The organism is uncultured Nostoc sp., assembly GCF_964247315.1.
In the GTDB taxonomy this organism is placed as follows: domain Bacteria; phylum Cyanobacteriota; class Cyanobacteriia; order Cyanobacteriales; family Nostocaceae; genus Nostoc.
Genome location: NZ_CAXTTT010000078.1, coordinates 1 through 20,589, shown reverse-complemented (window position 1 = coordinate 20,589; position 20,589 = coordinate 1). Strand labels below are relative to the sequence as shown.

Here is a 20,589-nt window from a genome sequence, read left to right as displayed (position 1 = left end):
GGGGTCAGACCTCTCAATTTATACCCGTTATTTGATTGAAGGAATCACAACTGGGGCGGCAGACCTAGATGAGGATGGCGTTGTCTCGATTGACGAGTTGCATGATTATGCCAGCCGGAAAGTTAGAGAAATACAGCCGACGATGAAGCCAGAAATCTACACAAGTAGAGAAGGCTTTAAGATTCGACTTACAAAAGTTCCCCAAGGCGATCCTAAACAGAAGTATCGCAAAGAAGTGGCGCGATACAGTAATCGTGGAGATGTTACTTTTGTGGGTCGTAAGATTTTAGATGCACTCAGGAATCGTTTGGGGCTATCAGAAATAGAAGCAACTGCAATTGAAGATGAAATGTTAGCAGTTGCTCGTCAAGAATTTCGAGAAAAGTTACAGCGATATGAAAGAGATTTCACAGAGGCACTCCAGCAGCAAGTAGCTCTCACTGAAGATGATATCAATCTATTACGCCTGAATCTTCAGCAAATTTTGGGGCTGAGGAATGAGGATACAATGCCAATTGAAGCGCGGGTCAACGCAGGAATTCAAGTCTATAAGCAGCATCTACAAGAGTACAGGCAGTCGTTAGCTAAAGCAATGCGACAAGAGTATCCCCTAAGTCAACTTACTCGCCATCAATTGCAACAGATGCAGCAGAAATGGCAACTTAAAAATGAGGATTTAGCTGCTATTGAAAATAGCCTTACAGCAGAGGTGGAGGCATATCGACAAAAGTTACAGCAGTTTGAGCAGGCATTTATAAGAGCAGTGCAGCAGGAATATCCTTTGAGCGAAGCAAACCATAACCAACTGTGGCAACAGCAGCAACTCTTAGGTCTAAAAGCTGAAGATATTCACCCAATTACAGCCCGATTTACAGCAGAGAGAGAGGCATATCAACAAAAATTGCAGCAGTATGAACAAGTAATAACTCAAGCAATTGAGCATCAGTACCCATTCACAGAAGAGATTCGTGAAGAGTTAAGGCGATATCAGCACGTTTTGGAAATTAGGGATGAAGAAGTAGCACGAATTGAAGAAAAAGTTGTTCGACAAAGAAACACAAATAAACCTCAAATTCAGCAATCAAATATTTATGAACCACCAGTAGCCCAATCATATTCAATTAATATAGATGCCGATACGTTTTTGGAAGTGGTAAAAGCAGATGAATTCCCAACTCAGTTTTTATCAAGGCGAGTAACTCAGGTAATTCCAGAAACTAAGCCAGTCAAAACTCCTAAATTACCCTTATATTGGATAGTTCCATTTATATTTGTGGTCGCAGCAGGTTTTTTAGGATTGTTCGTCAAGCAACTGCGATCGCCATCAGGGGCTTCTCCAATTTTTTCCAATCCGTTACAAACTCAAAATCCTGCCATCGAAACAACACCTACACTGCGATCGCTAGCTAATCTTTCTCCTGGCTGGGTAATTAAAACCAATAATGACATATCCTTGGGAAACAACCAATCACTCCCCCGTGGGACGTTTTTAGAAGTTATTCAGAAAAAATCAAATCCAAATCCTGCTTCTGGCAGTTTTTTGGTGTCTATGCGAGTCTGTGCCAATAATAAAAGTACACAAACTCCAGCTAATCCGAATAACCCAGCTGTAACTACCTCCGTTCCACCAAATTCAAAACCTTTGCCAGCAACAGTTTTGCTAAACTCCTCTCAAGTCAACCGTTTTGGCGTTGTTTTACAATCAGACGCAGCAAATCCATGTAGAACTGTCACGCAACCGCCAGTTACCGAACCATCTGACACCAGTCCAACTTAATCAAATACTGGATACAACTATGGGTTTGAGTACTGTATAATTTGAATAATTTTATTAATAACCTCTGTTAATTTTTCAAGTTTTACAGCAGTTTTCATTTGCATGAAGTACAAAGTTACGGGTTTTGAGGCAGGAGGCAGAAGGCAGATATTGCTGGAGGGAAGAGGTAGAAACTCTTTATATCTGATAAATCAGTCCTGGATTTTGTACCTCACTTACTTGCAATCTGCTGTATTTGACCTGCTTGGTATAAAACAATTTGTTTATCGGCAGTAAAAATTCGATTTGGTCTAATATTACTTGGCTGATTTAATCGACCGTAGCTAAAATCACTATTATCTAGTTGAATGGCATAGATATCGCCAACAGCTTGGCTAGTAATTTGGCAAAGAATCAGATCATCTCCCTGAAGAGTAGCAATAACTAAAGCAGGTCTGCGTTTTGTATCAGTTAAGTCTGAAAATGGAAATGGAACAATAACAACATCTCCTTTTACAAATCCTGCCATGCTGTATCTTCCTCTGGTCTTAACCAATCTTTTTGCAGTGATGATTCACTCATAATGGTAATTTCTAAGGTTTTTTCTTTTTGGTACTTGGCTTGTAAGAACTGAACAAAATCTAAAATTTCTTGTAACAGAGGTTCAGGTAATTTTTCTAGCTCTTGTGTAATCTGTTCTTTAAGCATAGTTATTTTTTGTGCTTTGGCAATATCTAAAATAATATTTATCATATCGGTTTTTGAATAAAAATATAAAATCAAAGAAATTCTGCTTCTTAAAGCTAATACACTTATCCGGCACAAGGCAGAAGCAGCAAAGCTTTAATAGTGAAAGTTTATTAAGACATTGGAACAGCGATCGCAGATGATAGCAATAGTTATTAAATTTGCGATCGCAACTCCTGATTGCCTTAAAATTAGGGTGATAAAGTATTCCTACTTTAAGATGATGTTAAATTTATACCCTCTGAATGAGCCTCTTCAACCCATAGCAGGAGTATCACTCTCCATTCAGCGTCTACTATAAATAACTAGGAAATTAAATTGCAGTATATCTGCCTTTCAAATTATGGACTGGAAGTACAGGTGGAAAAATGGTTATCGACCAAGCCGAGATGAAGCAGCAAAAAATCCTCATTTGTTAGATGAGAGTCAGTTCGAGAACGAACAAGACCGAAAGCTTGCTGAAGAAACTACAAGGAAGCATTTGGGCGTACCCGCAGCAACTTTAGACGAAGATCAATCTATATTACCTCATGCAGCTTCGCCTAATGACAAGGTTTAATATTAAACCATAGGCATTTTTTGCCTATGTCTACTCCATACCATTATCAAGTTTAACAAAATGCAGATTTATCAACTTTTTAGTCGATTAAACAATAAAAAATTTACTAAGTTACTCACTCAGACAGTAGCTGTAGGTGTAGGTGCTATTGTTCTATTATCAACTACTAATGCTAATGCTGCCGAGCAAGTCGTTTTAAAGTATGGTACTTTTCAGGGGCAAATATCTGTTGAAGAATTAAGTCAGTTTACAGAAACTGGCAAAACTACCCCAACATTAAGAGCTTATTTACAGGCGGCGCAACAAGACCCCGCAGTAGCTCGTAAGGCACTGAAAGCTCCAATAAAAGCTGATGCTGCCTTTTTAAATAGCTTACTGTCTAGTTGGGCAGGGCCCATTTTAGTTAACCAAATTGGTGAGGTAGTTCACCCTCCCGCAGGACAACTAGACCAGCAGGCACTGCGAAGTGCTTTAAGTGCATCTATCAAACAAAATGGTGAAGTTACACTACTTGGAGCGATTCAGAATTATCCAAATACTTCTGTTGAACTTGAAGGAGATCGTCTCATCTCTGTTTATGAACGCCTAAGCAATCTTGCAGAACTCTTATAAGGGTTACTTAGAGACAATGCAGTTGTTATCAGATGATTGATTTAGTATCTCAATAGTCGTAAATTTTAGTCACGATCGCGATCAAATTAATACTGATGAGTCTATCTTAGGGTTCATACCCTATTACTTATAAATTCCCTAACCTAAATGTAGAGTTTAGTCTAAGAATAGGAAAAGGATTTTTATGACAAGCGATGTTTCTAGAGATACTAACAAGAAGGTGAATGGGTCACTAATAAGTGGTGTTATCCTGAGTGTTTTGGGGATTATTGCGATCGCAGCGCCTAATTTCACTACCATATTCGCTGAAACTTGGATTGCTGCAATTTTGATTTTCGCCGGATTTACAAAACTAGTTTATGCCACTCAAACCCGCGAGAGAGGAGGTTTTATTTGGAAACTTCTCTTGAGTGGACTTTATATTGCAACCGGCATTATGCTGTTTGTTTACCCTTATACGGGTGTTCTTACACTGACTCTGTTACTTGGCACATTTTTGTTAACTGAAGGCACATTCGAGTTGATTTTGGCATTCAAGTTACGTCCGCAAGAAAACTGGACGTGGATATTAGCTAATGGCATTATTACCCTCGTGTTAGGTGCAATGATTTGGTTCCAGTGGCCCTTCAATGCGCCTTGGCTTCTGGGGACATTAGTTGGTGTCAGCATTATTTTCACCGGGACTTCACGTGTGATGCTGGCGTTGAGTGGGCATTCTACTTTAACTGGGCAACTACCTTAAGTGGGGAATAGGGAATAGGAAAAGGTTTTCTAAATGCCTAATCTTAATTCCCAGTACCCAAAAAAGTTTACAAGATATTGCAGCAGCGATGCCTACGGCTGGCTATGCCTATGCCAACAAAATTGCTAAATTAACTAAGGAAATCAAAATCAAGGCCAGCTAGCTGCAATTAACAATGGTATCTATTGCTACTCCATTCTCGGATATTCAAAACCATTGGGCACGCTCATTTATTACAGCTTTAGCCCAACGCGGTATTGTCAATGGATTGCCTAATGGCACTTATCGCCCCGATAATTCACTTACCCGTGCTGAATTTGCCGCCATCATCGCCAATACATTTGGGACAGTTTCCAAGAAGCGGCAGTATATTCCCTTTGTCGATGTACCTACGAATTATTGGGCAGCAGCCGCCATTAAAACAGCTTACGAAAAAGCATTTATTAGCGGATTTCCTGACAAAACTTTCCGTTCTGCTAACCGAATTACTAGAGTCGAAGTCTTAGTTTCCTTGGTAGGAGGCTTAGAAATTGCCACCAAGGTAAAACCTGACCTTCTTTCAAAACTCTCACAAATTTATCAGGATTCTGTTCAGATTCCTGAGTATGGTAGAAATCACGTAGCTATTGCCACCAGTGCTGGCTTGGTGGTTAGTTTCCCAAATATCAAATTACTCAATCCTAATCTCGCAGCCACTCGTGCAGATGTGGCAGTGATTATTTATCAAGCTTTGGTGTATTTAGGTCAGGCAGAAAAAATTGCCTCTAGTTACCTAGTACAGCCACCAATATTAACGCCGACACCGACACCAATTCCAATACCAACTCCAACGCCAACACCGACCCCAATTCCAATACCAACACCAACACCCGCACCTATCGGCAGCGTTAGGGTAAATCATAGCCGGGAATTCCGGGGGGCATGGGTAGTATCTGTGTGGAATGGTGATTGGCCTTCCAAACCGGGACTTTCTGTTGCTCAACAAAAAGCAGAACTTACCGAGATTATTACTAAATTACAAGCGCTAAACTTCAATGCTCTGATTTTCCAGGTGCGACCAGAGGGAGACGCTTTGTATGAATCGAGATTAGAGCCTTGGAGTGCTTGGATTACAGGAACTCAAGGGAAAGCACCAGAACCATTTTACGATCCTTTAGCGTTTGCGATCGCAGAATGTCATAAGCATAATCTTGAACTCCATGCTTGGTTTAACCCTTACCGCGCTAGCACTTCCACCGACCCAGCTAAAACAGTCCGTCCCCACATAGCAGCGACCAATCCAGAAAGCGTTTATTTGTGGAAAACACAACGCTGGATGGACCCAGGACTAAAAATAGTTCAGGATAGGGCGTATAACGTAATTCTCGATGTAGTGAAGCGCTATGATGTTGATGGCATTCACTTAGATGATTATTTTTATCCATATCCCATTGAGGGACAACCTTTCCCTGATGAGAAAACCTACGCTGCATATAAAGCAACTGGTGGTACACTCAGCCTTGGCGACTGGCGACGGGACAATGTTAACAAAATGGTACAGCGCCTTTGGCAGGGAATTAAAACAACCAAACCCGACGTTAAATTTGGTATCAGTCCTTTTGGGATTTATCGCCCCGGACAACCGGCGGGTATTACTGGCTTGGATGCTTACAACGTGCTGTATGCTGACTCAAAGAAATGGTTAGAAGAAGGCTGGATTGATTATATCGCTCCTCAACTTTACTGGCGCACAGACCAACCGCAACAAAGTTATCCAGCGTTGCTAAAGTGGTGGACACAGGTGAACACAAAGCAAAGACACGTTTACGCTGGTAACAATCTGACAGAACCAAGCAACAAGAGTCGAGAGAGTGATGAGATTGAAAAACAGGTGAAAATTAGTCGTAGCCAAGCTGGACAGTTATCACTGGGGAATATCTTTTTTAATCTCAGTGTTTTGACAGAAAATAGTGAGGGCATTGCTGATAAATTTCAAAGTCTGTTTTATAACAAACCTGCGCTACCGCCAACTTTGCCTTGGCAGGATACAACACCACCATCTGCACCCATTGGACTACAAGTCAATAACCGCAAACTGAGTTGGCAGCCTGGAGATAATCAGCCAGTTCGTTCCTGGACACTTTATCAGCTGAGTGGCGATACTTGGAAAATTCAACGAATTTTGTCTGCTGGCACAACTTTCGCTACTGTCCAACAAGCGGGAAGCTATGCCGTTTGTGCAGTGGATAGATTAGCCAACGAGAGTGTGGGAACAGTTATTACAGTTAGTTGAACAAAAGTGCTGCCCAGATTCCCGATAACTCTTATAGATACAACTGACAAATAGGGGTCTGACTCTTCAAGATAAAACCAGTCTGACAATAATAGTGTAACTGCGGCATTAAAACCATCATCACCCGCTTAAACACTTATGCTGAAAATTTTTTGAATAATTAACTCTTATAAGCAAAAAGCAGTTTTTAACCTTTTCATAACTTAAGATTAACCAAAATTTATCCGTTATCAGCTCTAGACTTTTTGAAGTAAACATTGTACAAAAAAGCTAGGTCGTACAGGATGTAAATTACATGAGTCGAAAAGCCAGTAAAGTGTTTATACAGTCTGGGGTGATTCCTTACAGAGTAAACAATGGTAAAGTTGAAATCTTGCTAATTACAACCCGTGACTTTCAACACTGGGTAATTCCGAAAGGGGATATTCCTAATGGCATGAGTCCGCCTGATTCAGCCGCCAAAGAGGCGTGGGAAGAAGCAGGGATAATTGGGCAAGTAGATGCAAATGAAGTGGGAACTTACAAGTACCGCAAACAAGGCAAAATTTACTGTGTCAAGATGTATTTATTATCAGTTGATATGCTGAGTGAAGATTATCCAGAAGCAACTAAAAGAAAACGGCAATGGGTAGAAGTGAATAAAGCTATCAGGCGGGTTAAGTTTAATTCACTCAAACGAATCCTTAAAGGTTTTTTCCAGGTCAAATCTCAGTTTTGTGCATTACGACATTAAGTAATTACCAGGAAAAATAAAACTATATTATACAATATAAAATTAATTAAAGGTTTGGAGCCGTTGACTACAAACCTTTGTTTATTCACACCTTCTTACTTAAATCCATAGTAAAGCTACCCAAGTTTTTATACCGACAATTCCATCAGCCTGCAATTTCTTAGATGTTTGGAAACTAACAATTGCATTCTTAACTGACTCAGAAAAACGCCCATCAATGCCATCAGTATATAATCCAATATCTTTTAATTGCTGTTGTAATTGTTTTACTCTCAGCCCAGAATCTCCAAGCTGCAATCCATTAAATCTATTCAAATCGGCTCGACCACTAACACCAGTTACACCAGATATATCACCTTCATATTGATGGATTAAATATTGTCCCTGCCAAGCACCAGGAATCGTTGGGTTCCTAGTTTCGTAGTGGGCAATCCATAGCGGATAATTAGCAAAATCAGATGGATTACCAAGTTCTGCCCAGAAACTAGGGAAGGTATAAAGAATTGGTTTGATTGGTTTTTTTGTTTGTTGTAGAAGAGCTTTTTCTACCTCTGCCAACCACTGTTTGGCTGCATTAATTACAGCTTGACTATTTACTTTGTCTGTTACCTCTACATCTATGACTGGTGGTAAGTCTCCCGGTTCTAATTTGCCCAAAGTTTTTAAGAATTCCTTTGCTTGCTGAACCGGGTCAGATGTATGAGGGTGAAAAAAATGATAAGCACCCCGAATAATACCAACAGCTTTCATGGTTTGCCAGTGATGAGCAAAAGCAGAATCTTTGATGCTAGCTCCTTCTGTGGCTTTGACAAACGCAAAAGTTTTACCAGAGTTTTTTACTGCCGTCCAATCTACTCTGCCATCTTGATCGGCAACATCAATTCCTTCCATAGAATTTTTAACCTTTTTGATTAGTACAATCCTGAACTTATCAGAGGCTTTGATTAAATTTATGCTTTTTCTGGGTCTTTAAGTAAATATACAGAAATTTACTCGGGTTGAGTGTTAACGGCTTGTACTGGAGTCACTCTAACTTTGCCTGTACAAGGCTTGATTTGTTCTGTAAGGGTAAAGCGATCATAAGCATTAGGAGGTGTGATTTGAATTTTACTAGACATTGGGCAGTTTTTCTCCGGGGAACTAATGTGGTTGTATGCTATCTGAAATGAGGCTTGTTTTCCAGGAGCTAGAGTTACTTGTTGTCGAAGTTGCTGACTTGAAAAGTAAGTGTCTTGGGAGCGAATAACTTTAATTCCCTGCAAAGGTTGATCTTTTGCATCCAGTAGTCCCAATCCTGGATAACCGTAGAGGTTGCAAGGGGATGAGCCGTTATTGGTGAAGTTATAGGTAATTGCAACATTCCCAACGCCAGCATCTTCAGAGACTCGGCGCACTGACAATTGACTAGTTTCACAGCGCCTCGGATTTGTGGCAGTAGTGGCTTCAGGGGTAGAATTTTCTGTAGTTTTTTCAGTCGGTGTGGGTGTTGAGGTCAACACAGCTTCTTTCGTCGGCTGTTCAGTGATTGTTGGTAAGGCTTGTGTCTGTTTGGTAACAGAGGGAGAACCTGCACAGCCAGTTGTCACCGCAGTCAGGAGCAATAACAGACTGCTTTCCATAAATAGAATTCGCATATCTCTTTTTTTGTAGTGAACTACTTACACTGATGCTTCATATACAGTATAAGTTTCCAATTTCACAAGGGTTATGCACGTCTGCTCCAATGACTTGTTCTGCTGCGTCATTACATAACAAATTCAACAGCTTATCCATCTTTTTGGGCAACGTGAACGGCAGAAAGAAACGAGAGGTGTACACTGTCTCCAAAGTTCCTCAGCTTTTCCCGCAATCTTGCAAATAGCAACTCCTTCGCCTTTGGCTCCAGTCTGCTCATGGTATTTAATAACTTAAGGAAGTCATCGATGCTGTACGTCACCTTACACGCGATTTGCTCAGTTACCAACTCCTTAAAATAACCAGAGTCTAGAATGTCTTGTTCAAACCCTCTCAAAATTTCCGCTTGAGTTTCTGCACCTTCATACCGGACAAGTGAGGGAGCATAAACTTGATACACTTCCTCGATCGCTTGGTAAACTTCATATTTCAGTTCAGGTCTGAGATTCCATAGTAGGATGAGAAACCCGTTGTCACGTAATGTCGTTGCTGCCTTGGCATACCGAATTTCTGACGGTATCCAGTGAAAGGCATTAGCAGATAGAACGGCATTGAACTGTTTTGCTTCCAGTTCCCATTCCTCAAATGAGGTGTTGTGGATTGCAACGTTTGGATAGGTTGCACAGTTGCGTTGTGCTAAACGACAAAAATCCTGGTTTGGCTCAATACACGTCATTGAAAAACCAAATTGAGCAAAAGCTACCGTCGCATTTCCTGGACCACAACCGACCTCAAGAATCGATGCATCTGAGTCAAGTTGGGCTAAAACGACAGACCGCTCGATCAGTTCCTTTGGATATTTTGGTCTGGCGTTGTAATAAACATCAGCTACGGGAGAATACCAATTTCTTCGCTGTTCTAAATCTATAGAAGCTCTGGCATTTATTTCTTGTTTAGAGTCTTGCATAAGCTAGTTTTTTCAGCTTTTGAGTGCAACTTCATTTTATTTAGTCTCGTGGATCAAAGACCAATTCAATATCGATTGTCGCGATACTGTTTGTAAGATTACCATCAAACAAAGTAGGTACTGCAAAATCCCCTCGCATCCTGCTAAAGATTGCCTTGTCGTGGATTTGATTTTACATCCCCGTCCCCGAAGCTAAATATTCAACCGAATTCAATATTATCTGTTGCTTCAATCAAAGCGTTATACTGCTTTTCACAATTATAATTCGCATATTTTCTTTTTTTGTAGTGAACTAGTTACACTGATGCATCATATACATTGTAAGTTTCCAAATTTACAAGAGTTAGCGTTGCTGTTCATATACTATCTGTTGATAATGTTATCAGTATACCTGCCATTATATGTATTGGAAGATGCAAGAGGTAAATTATGAAAGATGAAAGAAAGTTTATCGAGCGTAGAAAGTTGCTTAAGAGATATGCGGCTGGCGAGAGAGATTTTGCTGGGATTAGAATCAGTTCGTCCGGGCTGGATGGAGAAGATTTGCGGGAAATTGACTTGAGCGGAGCCGATTTGATAGGTGTTGATTTGAGTGGCTCCAACCTGAGCCATGCCAACTTGAGTGGAGCCAAAATGCTTTGTGTTAACCTCACTAATGCCAATCTCAGTTATGCGAATCTGCGAGGAGTTGACTTAAGTGGTGCTGATTGCATAGGGACTGACTTCTCCAATGCCAGTTTGAATGATGCCATCTTTACTGCTGCTATATTTGATGGGGCTAATCTCTACAGGGCGGCGATTGGTGGTACTGCCAAATTCATAAAAACTGATTTTAGAGGAGCCAAAAATTTCCCTCCTCTCGGAGAAGGTGTTTTGGTGTATCAAACCTTTAGAGAAGATGGAAGTTTCTTCAAAGGCCCTAATTGGATTGAGTGAGGTGGAGAGAAAACTATCATTTACTAAATTACTAAATGGTGGTTATCAGCGAGACTTTGTTTATACTCATAACTATCACTGAAGAGGTTTGCTGTTGGAATATTGCCAGTTATCTGGGTTGCTCCCCTGTCAATCTGGCGTTCCAAAATTTCTTGAATCTCTTTGGTAATCTAAAATTAAATATTCAAGCGAATTAAATATTATCTGTTGCCTCAATCAAAGCACTGCAAATTCCTGATTCACTCATCGAATGTCCGGCATCAGGAACCACTATAAAATTGGCTTCTGGCCAAGCACGATGTAATTCCCAAGCTGATATCATCGGGCAGACTACATCATAGCGTCCCTGAACAATTACAGCCGGAATATGGCGGATGCGATCTACATTTAAGAGTAATTGATCTTCTGTTTCCAAAAATCCCTTATTCATAAAGTAATGGCATTCAATCCGAGCGAAAGCGGAAGCAAATTCACTCTCGCCAAACTTTTGCATAAGTTCTGGGTCTAAGAAAAGTCTACTGGTACTAGCTTCCCAAATTGACCAAGCACGCGCTGCTGTTAATTGAATTTCTAAATCTGGATTGGTCAAACGTTTGTAATATGCTGCGATTAGATCGTCACGTTCATCTATAGGAATCGGTTTGAGATATTCTTCCCAAGCATCAGGAAAAATATAGCTAGCACCCTCTTGATAGAACCAGCGCAACTCCTTTTGTCTCAGCATGAAGATCCCACGCAGAATTAGCCCTGTGCATTGAGAGGGATGGGTTTGACTGTAGGCTAATGATAAAGTGCTACCCCAACTACCACCGAAAACCGCCCACTTTTCTATACCTAAATGTTGGCGCAGTTTTTCGATATCACTGACTAAATCCCAAGTGGTGTTTTCTCGTAATTCGGCATGGGGAGTACTTTGACCACAACCGCGCTGGTCAAACATGACTAACCGCCATTTTTCTGGGTGGAAATATTGCCGATAAAAAGCTGGACATCCACCACCAGGGCCCCCATGCAGCAAAACGATGGGTTGACCTTGGGGATTTCCTGACTCTTCATAATGGATAGTATGAAGGTCGGAAACCTTTAAACTACCTTCTAAGTAAGGCTCGATCGCTGGGTAAAGTTCTCGCATTTTGCATATTTTATCAGTAATGTTGTCATCGCGATCGCTATATTTTGGTAAAACAACTTCAGTCTCTTCACGTCAGGTCATTGAGTAATACACTAGCTTTGATATTGCGATCGCTCTTTTCCCAGGCTATTATCGGGAGTTAACTGAGCAAAAGTAGGATGAATAGAAACTGCAAGACCTGCCACGCAGACATAACATCCTATCGAAAAGCATCCATTCCCAAGATTGCATTCCTCCAGTTAGGAGAAGGGGTTGGGGGATGTAGCAAGATCCCGCAGGGTAGGCAAATTTTACATTCACGCAAGAGGTTTAATTTTTTCACCTCGGAACTGGTACTTGATTAATTACCGACGCAATTACCGCATCCATTTGTAAACCATCTAGCATCGCTTCTGGTTTCAATATAAGACGATGACGTAGCAACGGTGATGCAACTGCTTTTACATCATCTGGCGTTACAAAATCCCTTCCTGCTAACCACGCTAGGGCTTGAGATGTCTGCAACCAAGCACCAGTCGCGCGGGGTGATGCACCCAAAGTCAAATCAGGATATTGACGCGATATTGTCACCAACGCCAACAAATAATCAACGATCGCTTCTGATACTTTAACTTCTTTGACTGCTTGTCGTGCTTGCAAAATGTCGGCTACTGTTGCGATTGGTTTCAAACGACTAATATCTAAACGTCGTGCTGCAAAACCCGCCTGACGATTGAGTAACATTTGCTTTTCAGCAGCTCGATCGGGGTAATCTACCACCAGTTTAAATAAAAATCTGTCTAACTGCGCCTCTGGTAAAGGATAAGTACCCTCAAATTCCAGGGGATTTTGCGTCGCAATTACCCAAAATAAATCTGGTAAAGGCAAACTTTCGCCATCCAGCGTTACCTGCATCTCTTCCATCGCTTCTAGCAGCGCTGCTTGTGTTTTGGGCGGAGTACGGTTGATTTCGTCTGCTAACAGTACTTCGGTAAATATTGGCCCTTTTTTCAAAGTGAAATTGCGGCTATTCAAGTCAAAAATATTTGTCCCAGTAATATCTGAAGGTAAAACATCAGGTGTTAATTGAATCCGGCGAAACTCCCCTTGAATTAACTGCGCCAACACTTTCACTAATAGGGTTTTTCCAGTTCCCGGAACTCCTTCTAAAATTACGTGCCCACCCGCTATTAGTGCTACTAAAAGTTGCTGTATTAAACTAGATTGTCCGACAATTACTTGATTAAGACCTTGACCAAGCCGAATTAAGATAGGATGTGTTTCACTCATATTTTTTATTGATAAATAACCAACCCAAAAAATAAATTACGAATTACGAATTACGAATTAGTCTAATAGTTCGCCATTTTCCCAACCAGCTTAACAGGTCTCGTTCACTGATAGGTTGTTTGCGAGATTGTAGCTTTAAAACTGTATCTAGTTCTGCTGCACTTGTGCCTGTTTTTTCTATCCATAAATCGATCAAGGCTTGACGTTCTAAAAGTACTTGCCCTAATCCCAAAGCTTTTTGAAGTTGTAGTTGTTCTTGTTTTCCCACCATTTCAACAACAAAGTCGGTGGTATCAGCTTTCTGCAACACCCCAGCTAAAGCTTGGATGTATGCCTCGCTATTATCTACAACTGGTGTATCTAAAGCTACTGGCTTACCAAAGCGGCGGTTCTGCGCCCAAACTAGCACTAATAGCAGGATACCTACCTGGATCAATATTGGAGGTAAAGGAGTTTTAGCAAAAAAGCTAGATAAATCTCCTTCGCTTTCTTTCTTTCTAATATCGGCATCTTTATAACCGTGGATGTATTCATCGACAAAAACTGTATTACTTTTTTCACTAACCAAACTAGCTAAATACTTGAAATTACTTAAATTATCTTGGTAGGCGTTGGCGGCTAAATAAGGAGTGGTAGAAAAAATCACCTTTCCTTTTTTGTAATTTTCTTTCCAGACAACAGCACCAAAGCGATCGCCTAAATTAACTTGCTGGGAGTTAGCTTTTTTAAATCGTCTACGTGTATCAATTTTAATATTACCTTCAGGAGATTTTTGCATAGTGCTAAACTCCGCTTCTGTAACCCGCGCCTTCGCACCCAAAATTACCAAAGTATTGCCTTTTTCTACCCATTCTCGCTCTTGACTATCCAGTGTCGCCTCTCTGGGATAGCCCCCTACCTGTAGCAAGGTAACTGGACTGTTTGGCTGAATATCATTAAAAGGCTTTTGCCAGCGCTTAATAGAAATTCCCTGTTGTTGCATAAAAGCGTACCAAGCACCATAGCCATCAGAGTTGCGGTTATAAGTAGAGCCAGCGTTAATTTTAGTATTATTGGGAGCTGCGAACAAACTAAGTAAAACGAGCGCAGCGAGTGCGATCGCTCCCATCCAAGCAAGGCGATTTGGACGTTTCATTTTCGACTTTCATTGCCTTTGAATATCACTAGTGTTAATACTTACTTATTTTTCAGGTAAAGTCAAAAATATAATTAACTTTATCAATACCTTCACCAATTTACGAGGCTAGGCCAAGTTTAGCTGAGATAACCATCAAGATTTCTCTTTCAGCCGTTCCAACAGCTTATGTCGATATTGGTTGATGTGGAGTGCTTATGTCGATTTAACCAAATGGGCTTTATTAAACAAAGTATCAAGTTAGATATATTTGCCGAGGCTGTTTAATTAAAAAAAAAGCAAAGCTAGGGAATTCTGCGATCGCACTTGGGACGGCAGAAGAATTATCGATTATCTTCATAAAAGACCCTAATATGCTCCCATCCAAGCAAGGCGATTTGGACGTTTTATTTTAGACTTTCATTGCCTTTGAATGTTACTCAGGTAAAGTCAAAATATACTTGCTTTAGTTTTTCAACGCGATCGCCTGTTTGATAAATGCTTCTAAATTTTGGGTAGCAGTGGGATTGTCAAACAGAACGTTGCTTGAGAGTTTTAGAGCTTCACGAACTGAGTATCACCAATCAATATCTACGGCTAATCGCACTGCAATCTGAATATATTGCGAGGTATCATCTGCAATTGTCTGTGTTACAGCGAACGCTTGCAAAAAACCATTCCATTATTTTTGTGTTTAAACGTGAGTAAGTATTAAGCACATTTTCTCGTTGATATTGTGCTTTTGTCAGCTTCTTCAACCAGTGACTATTATATTAATGCGAATATACATCAGCATTCATGAGTAAAACACGCTTTATACCTGAGTAATATATTTAGAAATAAGTTACTAACCACAATAAGCCAGACTGCTTAATCCAGGAGTATTTACTAAGTCAGTGTTGACCATCCAACCATTACCAGATAATTCTCCAGGGAAACTTCTGGAAAGGTCGATTTCTACCCAAATGTAATTTTCAGATTTGTATGACTTAACGATATTACCTGTAACCAAGTTTACAAACACAGTTGTGTTTGGATAAAGTGTTGTAATAAAAGGTTCTCTTGTATTTGGTTGGCGACGTATAATTTCCTGTCGGACAATTTTCCGACATACACTGCCAATAGTAGGTTTATTCCAGATGTTTTGAGCGTTGTTATTCGTCTGACAAAATTTCAGCACGGCAGTTTGAATAAATCCTGAAGTTGGAGATTTAATTCTGACAAATCTATCTCCGCTAACTGGTATATATGCTAAAGTAATCCTTGTTTTTGCCGACAAGATTCTGATAGCGTGGGATGATGTTGAAGGTTCTTTGAAAATAGGAGTATTTATTTTAGTTGCACGACAATTCGACTGTGAAGAATTAAAGGGAGTCTGTGCGATTTGAGCAAATACAGGTACACTCAGAGCAAACGTAGCAATATTTACTAGAGTAAAAATATACAATAACTTTTGAAATTCCACGTTTTTTCCTCAATATCATTCATGAAAGACTATACATTAGATTCGGAACTTATAAACTCTAAGGTGAAAATAGCTACAAAAATTATTTTTAGTTATTAGAATATCATATAATTACTTATTACTACTAATTACCAACTACGCGCAATCTCTTAATTATGAATCAATCCAATAATAGTGGAATAGTTGAACAGTTCGTTAATACAGTGATGGGGGTAAAACCTGGGAATAAACAACAGTATCTAAATACATCAATAGCTACTACACAAGAACTAGATGTCAGAGCAGCTTTAGTTTATACACTAGGAACTACCCTACAAATATTAGTGATGATTCTCGTGTTACTAGGAATGGAAAAATTAGTATTGTTCATTGATAATAATTCTTCCTTTTCCAATTGGTTTAGCACTTTAGTGACTGGATTATTTTTTGCTCTATTAAGTATCCGTTCGCGAATTTTTTCTCTTTTAGATAATACCCGTTCTCGTCAGACCTATGACCAGGTAATCAGACCAAGATGGTCTCCTCCACCTTTAGTATTTCCGATAGTTTGGATGATAATTGCTGTTTTGCGGGTAATTTCTTCTGTATTGGTTTGGCAGCAAATGAATCACCAGTTTTTAGTATTACCTTTAATTTTGTTTGTGGTACATTTGGCTTTAGGGGATACTTGGAATACGATTTTTACTGTAGAACGGAGATTAGGTGCTGCTGTACCTGTAGTTATTTTAGGCCCTTGGTTATCTGCTGTAGTGGTAACGACAATTTATTGGCAAACTAATCCTATAGCAGGAATAACTTTATCATTTTCTTGTGTGTGGTTAACTGTCGCTGCTGTATTGGTATTTAGAATTTGGCAATTAAATGGATCTGAGCCATTGTATCCTTTAAAACTAATACCTGTGGATAAATAAATACCAAAAAGTCACCAAGACAAGAAAGCTAGGAAAAATATCACTTGAGTTTTGATTACCGCATTTAACATACATAAAAAACGGTAGAGCAGTTAACAATCTACCGTTTTTTAAACTCTTTAAGGGAGTTAGCTTCTAAACCAATTTTATCTAAATCTTTTTTCTTAATCATAATGACAACCATCGCCAAGTTCTAAATAGTGCCGAAAGTAACACCCTGTTGTTTGAGCCACTTCCGGTATGCTATAGAATAGCGATCGCTCGGTAAATGTACTTCTGCTTGCAAATCTAAAGGTAAGCGTCGGGGTTGCTGGGACTCGACAATGGCGATATCTTGACTAGCAATTTGATTTTGAATATCTAGATACACTTCCACTTTTAGTTCGCGGACACTGTTTACCATTAACCAATATTGCGCCACGCACTCATCTTCATCGACTGGTGTAATTGTATAGAAGATATTTAAACGACGATCTCCAGGCCCAAGTTTAAAGTATGCCACTAGCGGACGGAAAATGCGGTAATCGTAAGTGTTGAAAATCAGCGGTGCAGAAAGAGGATTACCGGAATTAAAATCTAGTTCCCACAAACCACATTTGAAACTAATCCCATCTGGAAGAGACTCTAATTCATAGTGCGTCAACTCAGGATGACTGGCGTGGGCAAATAATCCCGAATGCATAATTGGGAAGTGTGCCGGATCGATGAAATTTTCTAGCACCCGCAAAGGGCTAGAGTGATAGTAGTAAGGGCCACAGAAAATCTTTTGATAGACCGGATCGTACCACTCAGAAAACGGAGCTATGTCTTGTTTTGGTGTCCCTAAACAAACCCAAAGCAGATCGTAACGCTCTTGAACTTGGTAAGTTTTAACACAAGCTTGGGCGGGGGGCGATTGGTCGGGATTAGCCGGAACTAGTACACATTTTCCCTCGCTATTAAAGGCTAAACCGTGGTAAGGACAAACAAGAGTTTCTTTATTAACATATCCTAGAGAAAGACGAGCACCGCGATGAGGGCAAACGTCTTGCCAAGCTAAAACTTTGTCGCCATTATGCCAAAGCACTATATCTGAGCCTAATAAGCGCTTGTGCAGGACTGTTCCAGGTTGGAGGTCTTGCGATCGCGCTATTACATGCCAATCATTCAGCAAAATCTGGTCTTGCACCATGAGTATCAACACCCGTCAGGTCAAATACCTATATCTTAATCATCCTGGGGAAAAACTATCAAAGCACTTTTAGGATTTGTTAACAGACAAATGTCCGATCTCCACCTATGCAAAAACTGAAAGTGGTGGGAAATTCAGGTTAATGCATAAGTCCTAAAAGATATGCCAACCGAGGATTAGCTCGGAAAAACTTAGGCGATCGCAAGATATGATCGCAGATTTACAAAGAAATTTTTATTCTACTTAAGAAATAAATTGTGTATTACTTTAGGTTTATTGCTGTTAATATTGGCAGCAACAGGTGCAAGTTGGTATTATGCCATCATTGTTAATTTGGAAGAGGTTGCGATCGCCTCTGAAGTTAGCAAAGTCTATTTACCAGAGGGAAGCTTTAGTTCAATGCCTAATTTGCTCCCTATTTCCATAACATTTAAGTTGAATTTGGTTAATGTTGACATAGGTTCTATTTCATTGCCTTTTCGACTTCTTCGCAAATTTTCACCCAAGCTTGGTTACGTTCTGGCTTATTTAGAGTGTCGAGGGGTTTATTTGGAGGGTGAGCAGCTTGGTATTTTTCGATGTCGGTTTTTCTGTATGAGCTTGCACTAATTGGAATCCAGATAATGGTTAATCCCTCTTCTTCGGCTGCGTTGAGTAAAGGGGGGAGCTCATGTTTGTGGATGAAATCAGAGCCTATAAAGTCAGGGCTGACTAGCAGGATAGCAACCTTAGCCGTGGCTAATGCTTTTTCAATATCGGCTTTCCATTTTGCGCCAGGTTTGATTTTGGTGTCATCCCAAACGATGAAACTTTCTGCACGAATATAGGGTTTTAGTTGTTTTTGCAGTTCTGTTAACCATTCTGCATCTTGATGACTGTAGCTAACAAATATTTGGTTTCTGATGCTTTCTGACATAATTGGTTCCTTAATGGGGGCTGGTTCAATAATTCCTTTGTCTATTTGTTGTCTTTGTCGAGTTCTTATATCTTCATACCCATCAAGTAGTTGACGCAAATCGAGGTCTAATTTTAGTTTGCCGATAGAGACTGTGCTTTTACCCATCGCTTCGAGTCCGAGAAGTTCTTGGTAGTCAAGGGGCGAATGATTGGGATAGTTGGGGACAGGAACCCATTCGGTGATTTCGAGATTGGGAAGACTTTTGTGGATTTTTTGGAAGACATCGCGGAGAATGCCAAGAAACAAGCGGCGGGTTTCTTTACGTCCGCTAATGGTGATGAAGATTTTTTTGTCTTCGGGATCGGCTTTGATGCGAGCGATGTTGTAGATTTCGTTGTTTTCTTGATATTGCAGCATTACGCCACTGCGCCAATAGATTTGGTTATGAATTTTTTCGTGGCTGATAACGATGAAGCGGGAGATGATGCTTTCGGGGAGAACTTTGTAATGGTATTGAAATTCCAGGGTTTCGCCGTGAAGTACTGTTTCGTCTGGTTGGTCTTTAGGCAAAAGTCCCGGAATCAAGAATTGTGGTGGCGTAGATTCTAGTGCAAAGCAAAGCTCAAATTCTTTCATCAGCCCGATCAGATAACTGTGACGCTCGGTGGGGTAGCGCTTTGGATTGAGGATGCGGGTGAGATCGGCGGGGGTGAAAATGCCTTTGGTTTTAGTTTTGAGGTTTTCATCGCTCAGGAGCGCGTAAATGCCTTCTGTCACCCAGTTGGGTTTGAGGACGTTGGTATCTTTGAGGATGGGATGATCGCGGAAGTTGAGAACTAAGCCGAGTCGATGCAGCAAGTCGATTAGTTGCTCTTGGTTTTGTTCTTCGGGAATCTCTTTTTGGTGGCAGATGCCGATGTAGCGGTTGTAGCTGATGAAGTCTTCAGTCATGGATTCGAGTTGTTGTTTAACTTCAAACCATGTCAGGGGTAAAAGGTCGTAGACTTCTTTGAGGTTGGCGATTTGCTGCAAAATTGCGGTACGAAGTTCATCAATGCCGATATTGTTTTGGCAGGAGGTTTCGATAATCGCTTGGATGTTAGGATATTTTTCGCGTAATGCCTTGCGGTTGATGTCGAGGGGTTGTTCGTCTTTTTTGTTGCCAACGATAATCACGGGGGACTGTCCGCCGAAGCTTTCGATTAGTTTCAGCCAATATTCGATGCGGTTTTCTTCTTCGCTGATGCGACAATTACAAACGAGGAGATAGAGGCTGCGCTTAGTCAGAAAAAACTGATGGGTGGCATGATAAATTTCCTGTCCGCCAAAGTCCCAAACATTCAGGCGGATGTCTTTGCTATTGACCTGCACGTTCCAAGTTTCTACATTGAGTCCGTCGGTTTGGGATTGATTTTTGTCATATTTATTGCGAATTAGTCGCTCGATAAGGGATGTTTTACCGACGCTGCCTTGTCCGATGAGCAAGAGTTTGGCTTCGTTGAGTGGACGCACTTCACCGCTACGGAGTAATTGCAAGTAATTGAAAATCTTTTTAACTGAACCAACACGATCAAAAGATCCTAAAATCTCTGGTGAAATAGGAAGCGGATTTCCCCGTAAATCTAGTGTTTCCAATTCCGGCAAACTTTCGATCGCCTCTGGAATCTGGGTTATTTGGTTGTAACTGAGGT

At 40.5% G+C, this 20,589-nt stretch carries 19 protein-coding genes; 8 read left to right on the top strand and 11 right to left on the bottom strand.

All coding sequences use genetic code 11. The features are described from left to right. Window positions 1-31: 31 nt before the first annotated feature. On the top strand, window positions 32-1,777 hold the full coding sequence (locus ACFE93_RS21980) for a hypothetical protein (RefSeq protein ID WP_375476210.1): 1,746 nt from the start codon (window positions 32-34) through the stop codon (window positions 1,775-1,777). Between the two features lie 211 nt (window positions 1,778-1,988). On the opposite strand, the gene ACFE93_RS21975 is transcribed toward ACFE93_RS21980, so the two are convergent. Together ACFE93_RS21975 and ACFE93_RS21970 are read right to left on the bottom strand one after the other, a co-directional pair. Next, a complete protein-coding gene (locus tag ACFE93_RS21975; protein ID WP_375476208.1) occupies window positions 1,989-2,285 on the bottom strand; it encodes a type II toxin-antitoxin system PemK/MazF family toxin in 297 nt (98 codons plus the stop codon). Next, a complete protein-coding gene (locus tag ACFE93_RS21970; protein ID WP_375476206.1) occupies window positions 2,270-2,509 on the bottom strand; it encodes a DUF2281 domain-containing protein in 240 nt (79 codons plus the stop codon). The genes ACFE93_RS21975 and ACFE93_RS21970 overlap by 16 nt, the downstream gene beginning before the upstream one ends. Window positions 2,510-2,846: 337 nt before the next feature. Between ACFE93_RS21970 and ACFE93_RS21965 the strand changes: the two genes are divergently transcribed. The 5 genes from ACFE93_RS21965 (at window position 2,847) to ACFE93_RS21945 (ending at window position 7,421) form a co-directional block, all read left to right on the top strand. Then, a complete protein-coding gene (locus ACFE93_RS21965; RefSeq protein ID WP_375476204.1) occupies window positions 2,847-3,062 on the top strand; it encodes a bromodomain-containing protein in 216 nt (71 codons plus the stop codon). Window positions 3,063-3,122: 60 nt separating this feature from the next. After that, window positions 3,123-3,674 (top strand): alpha/beta hydrolase, encoded by a 552-nt coding sequence (locus tag ACFE93_RS21960; protein WP_375476202.1) that lies wholly within the window; start codon window positions 3,123-3,125, stop codon window positions 3,672-3,674. 184 nt (window positions 3,675-3,858) lie between these two features. Further along, on the top strand, window positions 3,859-4,416 hold the full coding sequence (locus ACFE93_RS21955; protein ID WP_375476200.1) for an HdeD family acid-resistance protein: 558 nt from the start codon (window positions 3,859-3,861) through the stop codon (window positions 4,414-4,416). Window positions 4,417-4,591: 175 nt separating this feature from the next. Next, entirely contained in the window at window positions 4,592-6,688 is a 2,097-nt protein-coding gene (locus tag ACFE93_RS21950; RefSeq protein ID WP_375476198.1) for a family 10 glycosylhydrolase, read from the top strand. A 295-nt stretch (window positions 6,689-6,983) separates the two neighbouring features. Beyond that, window positions 6,984-7,421, top strand: coding sequence for an NUDIX hydrolase (locus ACFE93_RS21945; protein ID WP_375476196.1), 438 nt, complete (start codon window positions 6,984-6,986; stop codon window positions 7,419-7,421). 99 nt (window positions 7,422-7,520) lie between these two features. Here the strand turns inward: ACFE93_RS21945 and ACFE93_RS21940 are convergent, their stop codons facing one another. From ACFE93_RS21940 to ACFE93_RS21930, 3 genes are all read right to left on the bottom strand, one after another. After that, window positions 7,521-8,312: a GH25 family lysozyme gene (locus ACFE93_RS21940; protein WP_375476194.1), complete on the bottom strand. Its 792-nt coding sequence runs from the start codon at window positions 8,310-8,312 to the stop codon at window positions 7,521-7,523. A 98-nt stretch (window positions 8,313-8,410) separates the two neighbouring features. Next, the gene (locus ACFE93_RS21935) at window positions 8,411-9,055 is read right to left on the bottom strand and encodes a DUF4232 domain-containing protein (protein WP_375476192.1); all 645 of its coding nucleotides are present in this window, start codon (window positions 9,053-9,055) and stop codon (window positions 8,411-8,413) included. A 131-nt stretch (window positions 9,056-9,186) separates the two neighbouring features. Continuing rightward, complete coding sequence (locus tag ACFE93_RS21930) at window positions 9,187-10,002, bottom strand: class I SAM-dependent methyltransferase (protein WP_375476190.1); 816 nt, start codon at window positions 10,000-10,002, stop codon at window positions 9,187-9,189. 429 nt (window positions 10,003-10,431) lie between these two features. Between ACFE93_RS21930 and ACFE93_RS21925 the strand changes: the two genes are divergently transcribed. Beyond that, window positions 10,432-10,938: a pentapeptide repeat-containing protein gene (locus ACFE93_RS21925; protein ID WP_375476188.1), complete on the top strand. Its 507-nt coding sequence runs from the start codon at window positions 10,432-10,434 to the stop codon at window positions 10,936-10,938. 193 nt (window positions 10,939-11,131) lie between these two features. Here the strand turns inward: ACFE93_RS21925 and pip are convergent, their stop codons facing one another. The 4 genes from pip to ACFE93_RS21905 all read right to left on the bottom strand — a co-directional run bounded on the left by pip (window position 11,132) and on the right by ACFE93_RS21905 (window position 15,918). Beyond that, a complete protein-coding gene (gene pip / locus ACFE93_RS21920; RefSeq protein WP_375476186.1) occupies window positions 11,132-12,070 on the bottom strand; it encodes a prolyl aminopeptidase in 939 nt (312 codons plus the stop codon). Between the two features lie 318 nt (window positions 12,071-12,388). Next, window positions 12,389-13,339 (bottom strand): AAA family ATPase, encoded by a 951-nt coding sequence (locus ACFE93_RS21915; protein WP_375476184.1) that lies wholly within the window; start codon window positions 13,337-13,339, stop codon window positions 12,389-12,391. 43 nt (window positions 13,340-13,382) lie between these two features. Then, complete coding sequence (locus tag ACFE93_RS21910) at window positions 13,383-14,474, bottom strand: DUF4350 domain-containing protein (protein ID WP_375476182.1); 1,092 nt, start codon at window positions 14,472-14,474, stop codon at window positions 13,383-13,385. 826 nt (window positions 14,475-15,300) lie between these two features. Further along, window positions 15,301-15,918, bottom strand: a complete 618-nt coding sequence (locus ACFE93_RS21905; RefSeq protein ID WP_375476180.1) for a hypothetical protein — start codon at window positions 15,916-15,918, stop codon at window positions 15,301-15,303. 155 nt (window positions 15,919-16,073) lie between these two features. Here ACFE93_RS21905 and ACFE93_RS21900 point away from each other — a divergent pair, with 155 nt between their 5' ends. Beyond that, window positions 16,074-16,829 (top strand): TspO/MBR family protein, encoded by a 756-nt coding sequence (locus ACFE93_RS21900; RefSeq protein ID WP_375476178.1) that lies wholly within the window; start codon window positions 16,074-16,076, stop codon window positions 16,827-16,829. 193 nt (window positions 16,830-17,022) lie between these two features. Here the strand turns inward: ACFE93_RS21900 and ACFE93_RS21895 are convergent, their stop codons facing one another. Next, window positions 17,023-18,000 carry a Rieske 2Fe-2S domain-containing protein gene (locus ACFE93_RS21895; protein WP_375476176.1) on the bottom strand — a complete coding sequence of 326 codons (978 nt, stop codon included), beginning with the start codon at window positions 17,998-18,000 and terminating at the stop codon, window positions 17,023-17,025. A gap of 463 nt (window positions 18,001-18,463) precedes the next feature. Further along, on the bottom strand, window positions 18,464-20,589 hold a 2,126-nt coding region (locus ACFE93_RS21890; protein WP_375476174.1), incomplete at its 5' end, for a COR domain-containing protein.

Bases quoted from the DNA above. Each gene is read 5' to 3' on its own strand.
- ACFE93_RS21975 (WP_375476208.1), bottom strand. From the start codon at position 2,285: ATGGCAGGATTTGTAAAAGGAGATGTTGTTATTGTTCCATTTCCATTT.
- ACFE93_RS21970 (WP_375476206.1), bottom strand. From the start codon at position 2,509: ATGATAAATATTATTTTAGATATTGCCAAAGCACAAAAAATAACTATG.
- ACFE93_RS21965 (WP_375476204.1), top strand. From the start codon at position 2,847: ATGGACTGGAAGTACAGGTGGAAAAATGGTTATCGACCAAGCCGAGAT.
- ACFE93_RS21960 (WP_375476202.1), top strand. From the start codon at position 3,123: ATGCAGATTTATCAACTTTTTAGTCGATTAAACAATAAAAAATTTACT.
- ACFE93_RS21955 (WP_375476200.1), top strand. From the start codon at position 3,859: ATGACAAGCGATGTTTCTAGAGATACTAACAAGAAGGTGAATGGGTCA.
- ACFE93_RS21950 (WP_375476198.1), top strand. From the start codon at position 4,592: ATGGTATCTATTGCTACTCCATTCTCGGATATTCAAAACCATTGGGCA.
- ACFE93_RS21945 (WP_375476196.1), top strand. From the start codon at position 6,984: ATGAGTCGAAAAGCCAGTAAAGTGTTTATACAGTCTGGGGTGATTCCT.
- ACFE93_RS21940 (WP_375476194.1), bottom strand. From the start codon at position 8,312: ATGGAAGGAATTGATGTTGCCGATCAAGATGGCAGAGTAGATTGGACG.
- ACFE93_RS21935 (WP_375476192.1), bottom strand. From the start codon at position 9,055: ATGCGAATTCTATTTATGGAAAGCAGTCTGTTATTGCTCCTGACTGCG.
- ACFE93_RS21930 (WP_375476190.1), bottom strand. From the start codon at position 10,002: ATGCAAGACTCTAAACAAGAAATAAATGCCAGAGCTTCTATAGATTTA.
- ACFE93_RS21925 (WP_375476188.1), top strand. From the start codon at position 10,432: ATGAAAGATGAAAGAAAGTTTATCGAGCGTAGAAAGTTGCTTAAGAGA.
- pip (WP_375476186.1), bottom strand. From the start codon at position 12,070: ATGCGAGAACTTTACCCAGCGATCGAGCCTTACTTAGAAGGTAGTTTA.
- ACFE93_RS21915 (WP_375476184.1), bottom strand. From the start codon at position 13,339: ATGAGTGAAACACATCCTATCTTAATTCGGCTTGGTCAAGGTCTTAAT.
- ACFE93_RS21910 (WP_375476182.1), bottom strand. From the start codon at position 14,474: ATGAAACGTCCAAATCGCCTTGCTTGGATGGGAGCGATCGCACTCGCT.
- ACFE93_RS21900 (WP_375476178.1), top strand. From the start codon at position 16,074: ATGAATCAATCCAATAATAGTGGAATAGTTGAACAGTTCGTTAATACA.
- ACFE93_RS21895 (WP_375476176.1), bottom strand. From the start codon at position 18,000: ATGGTGCAAGACCAGATTTTGCTGAATGATTGGCATGTAATAGCGCGA.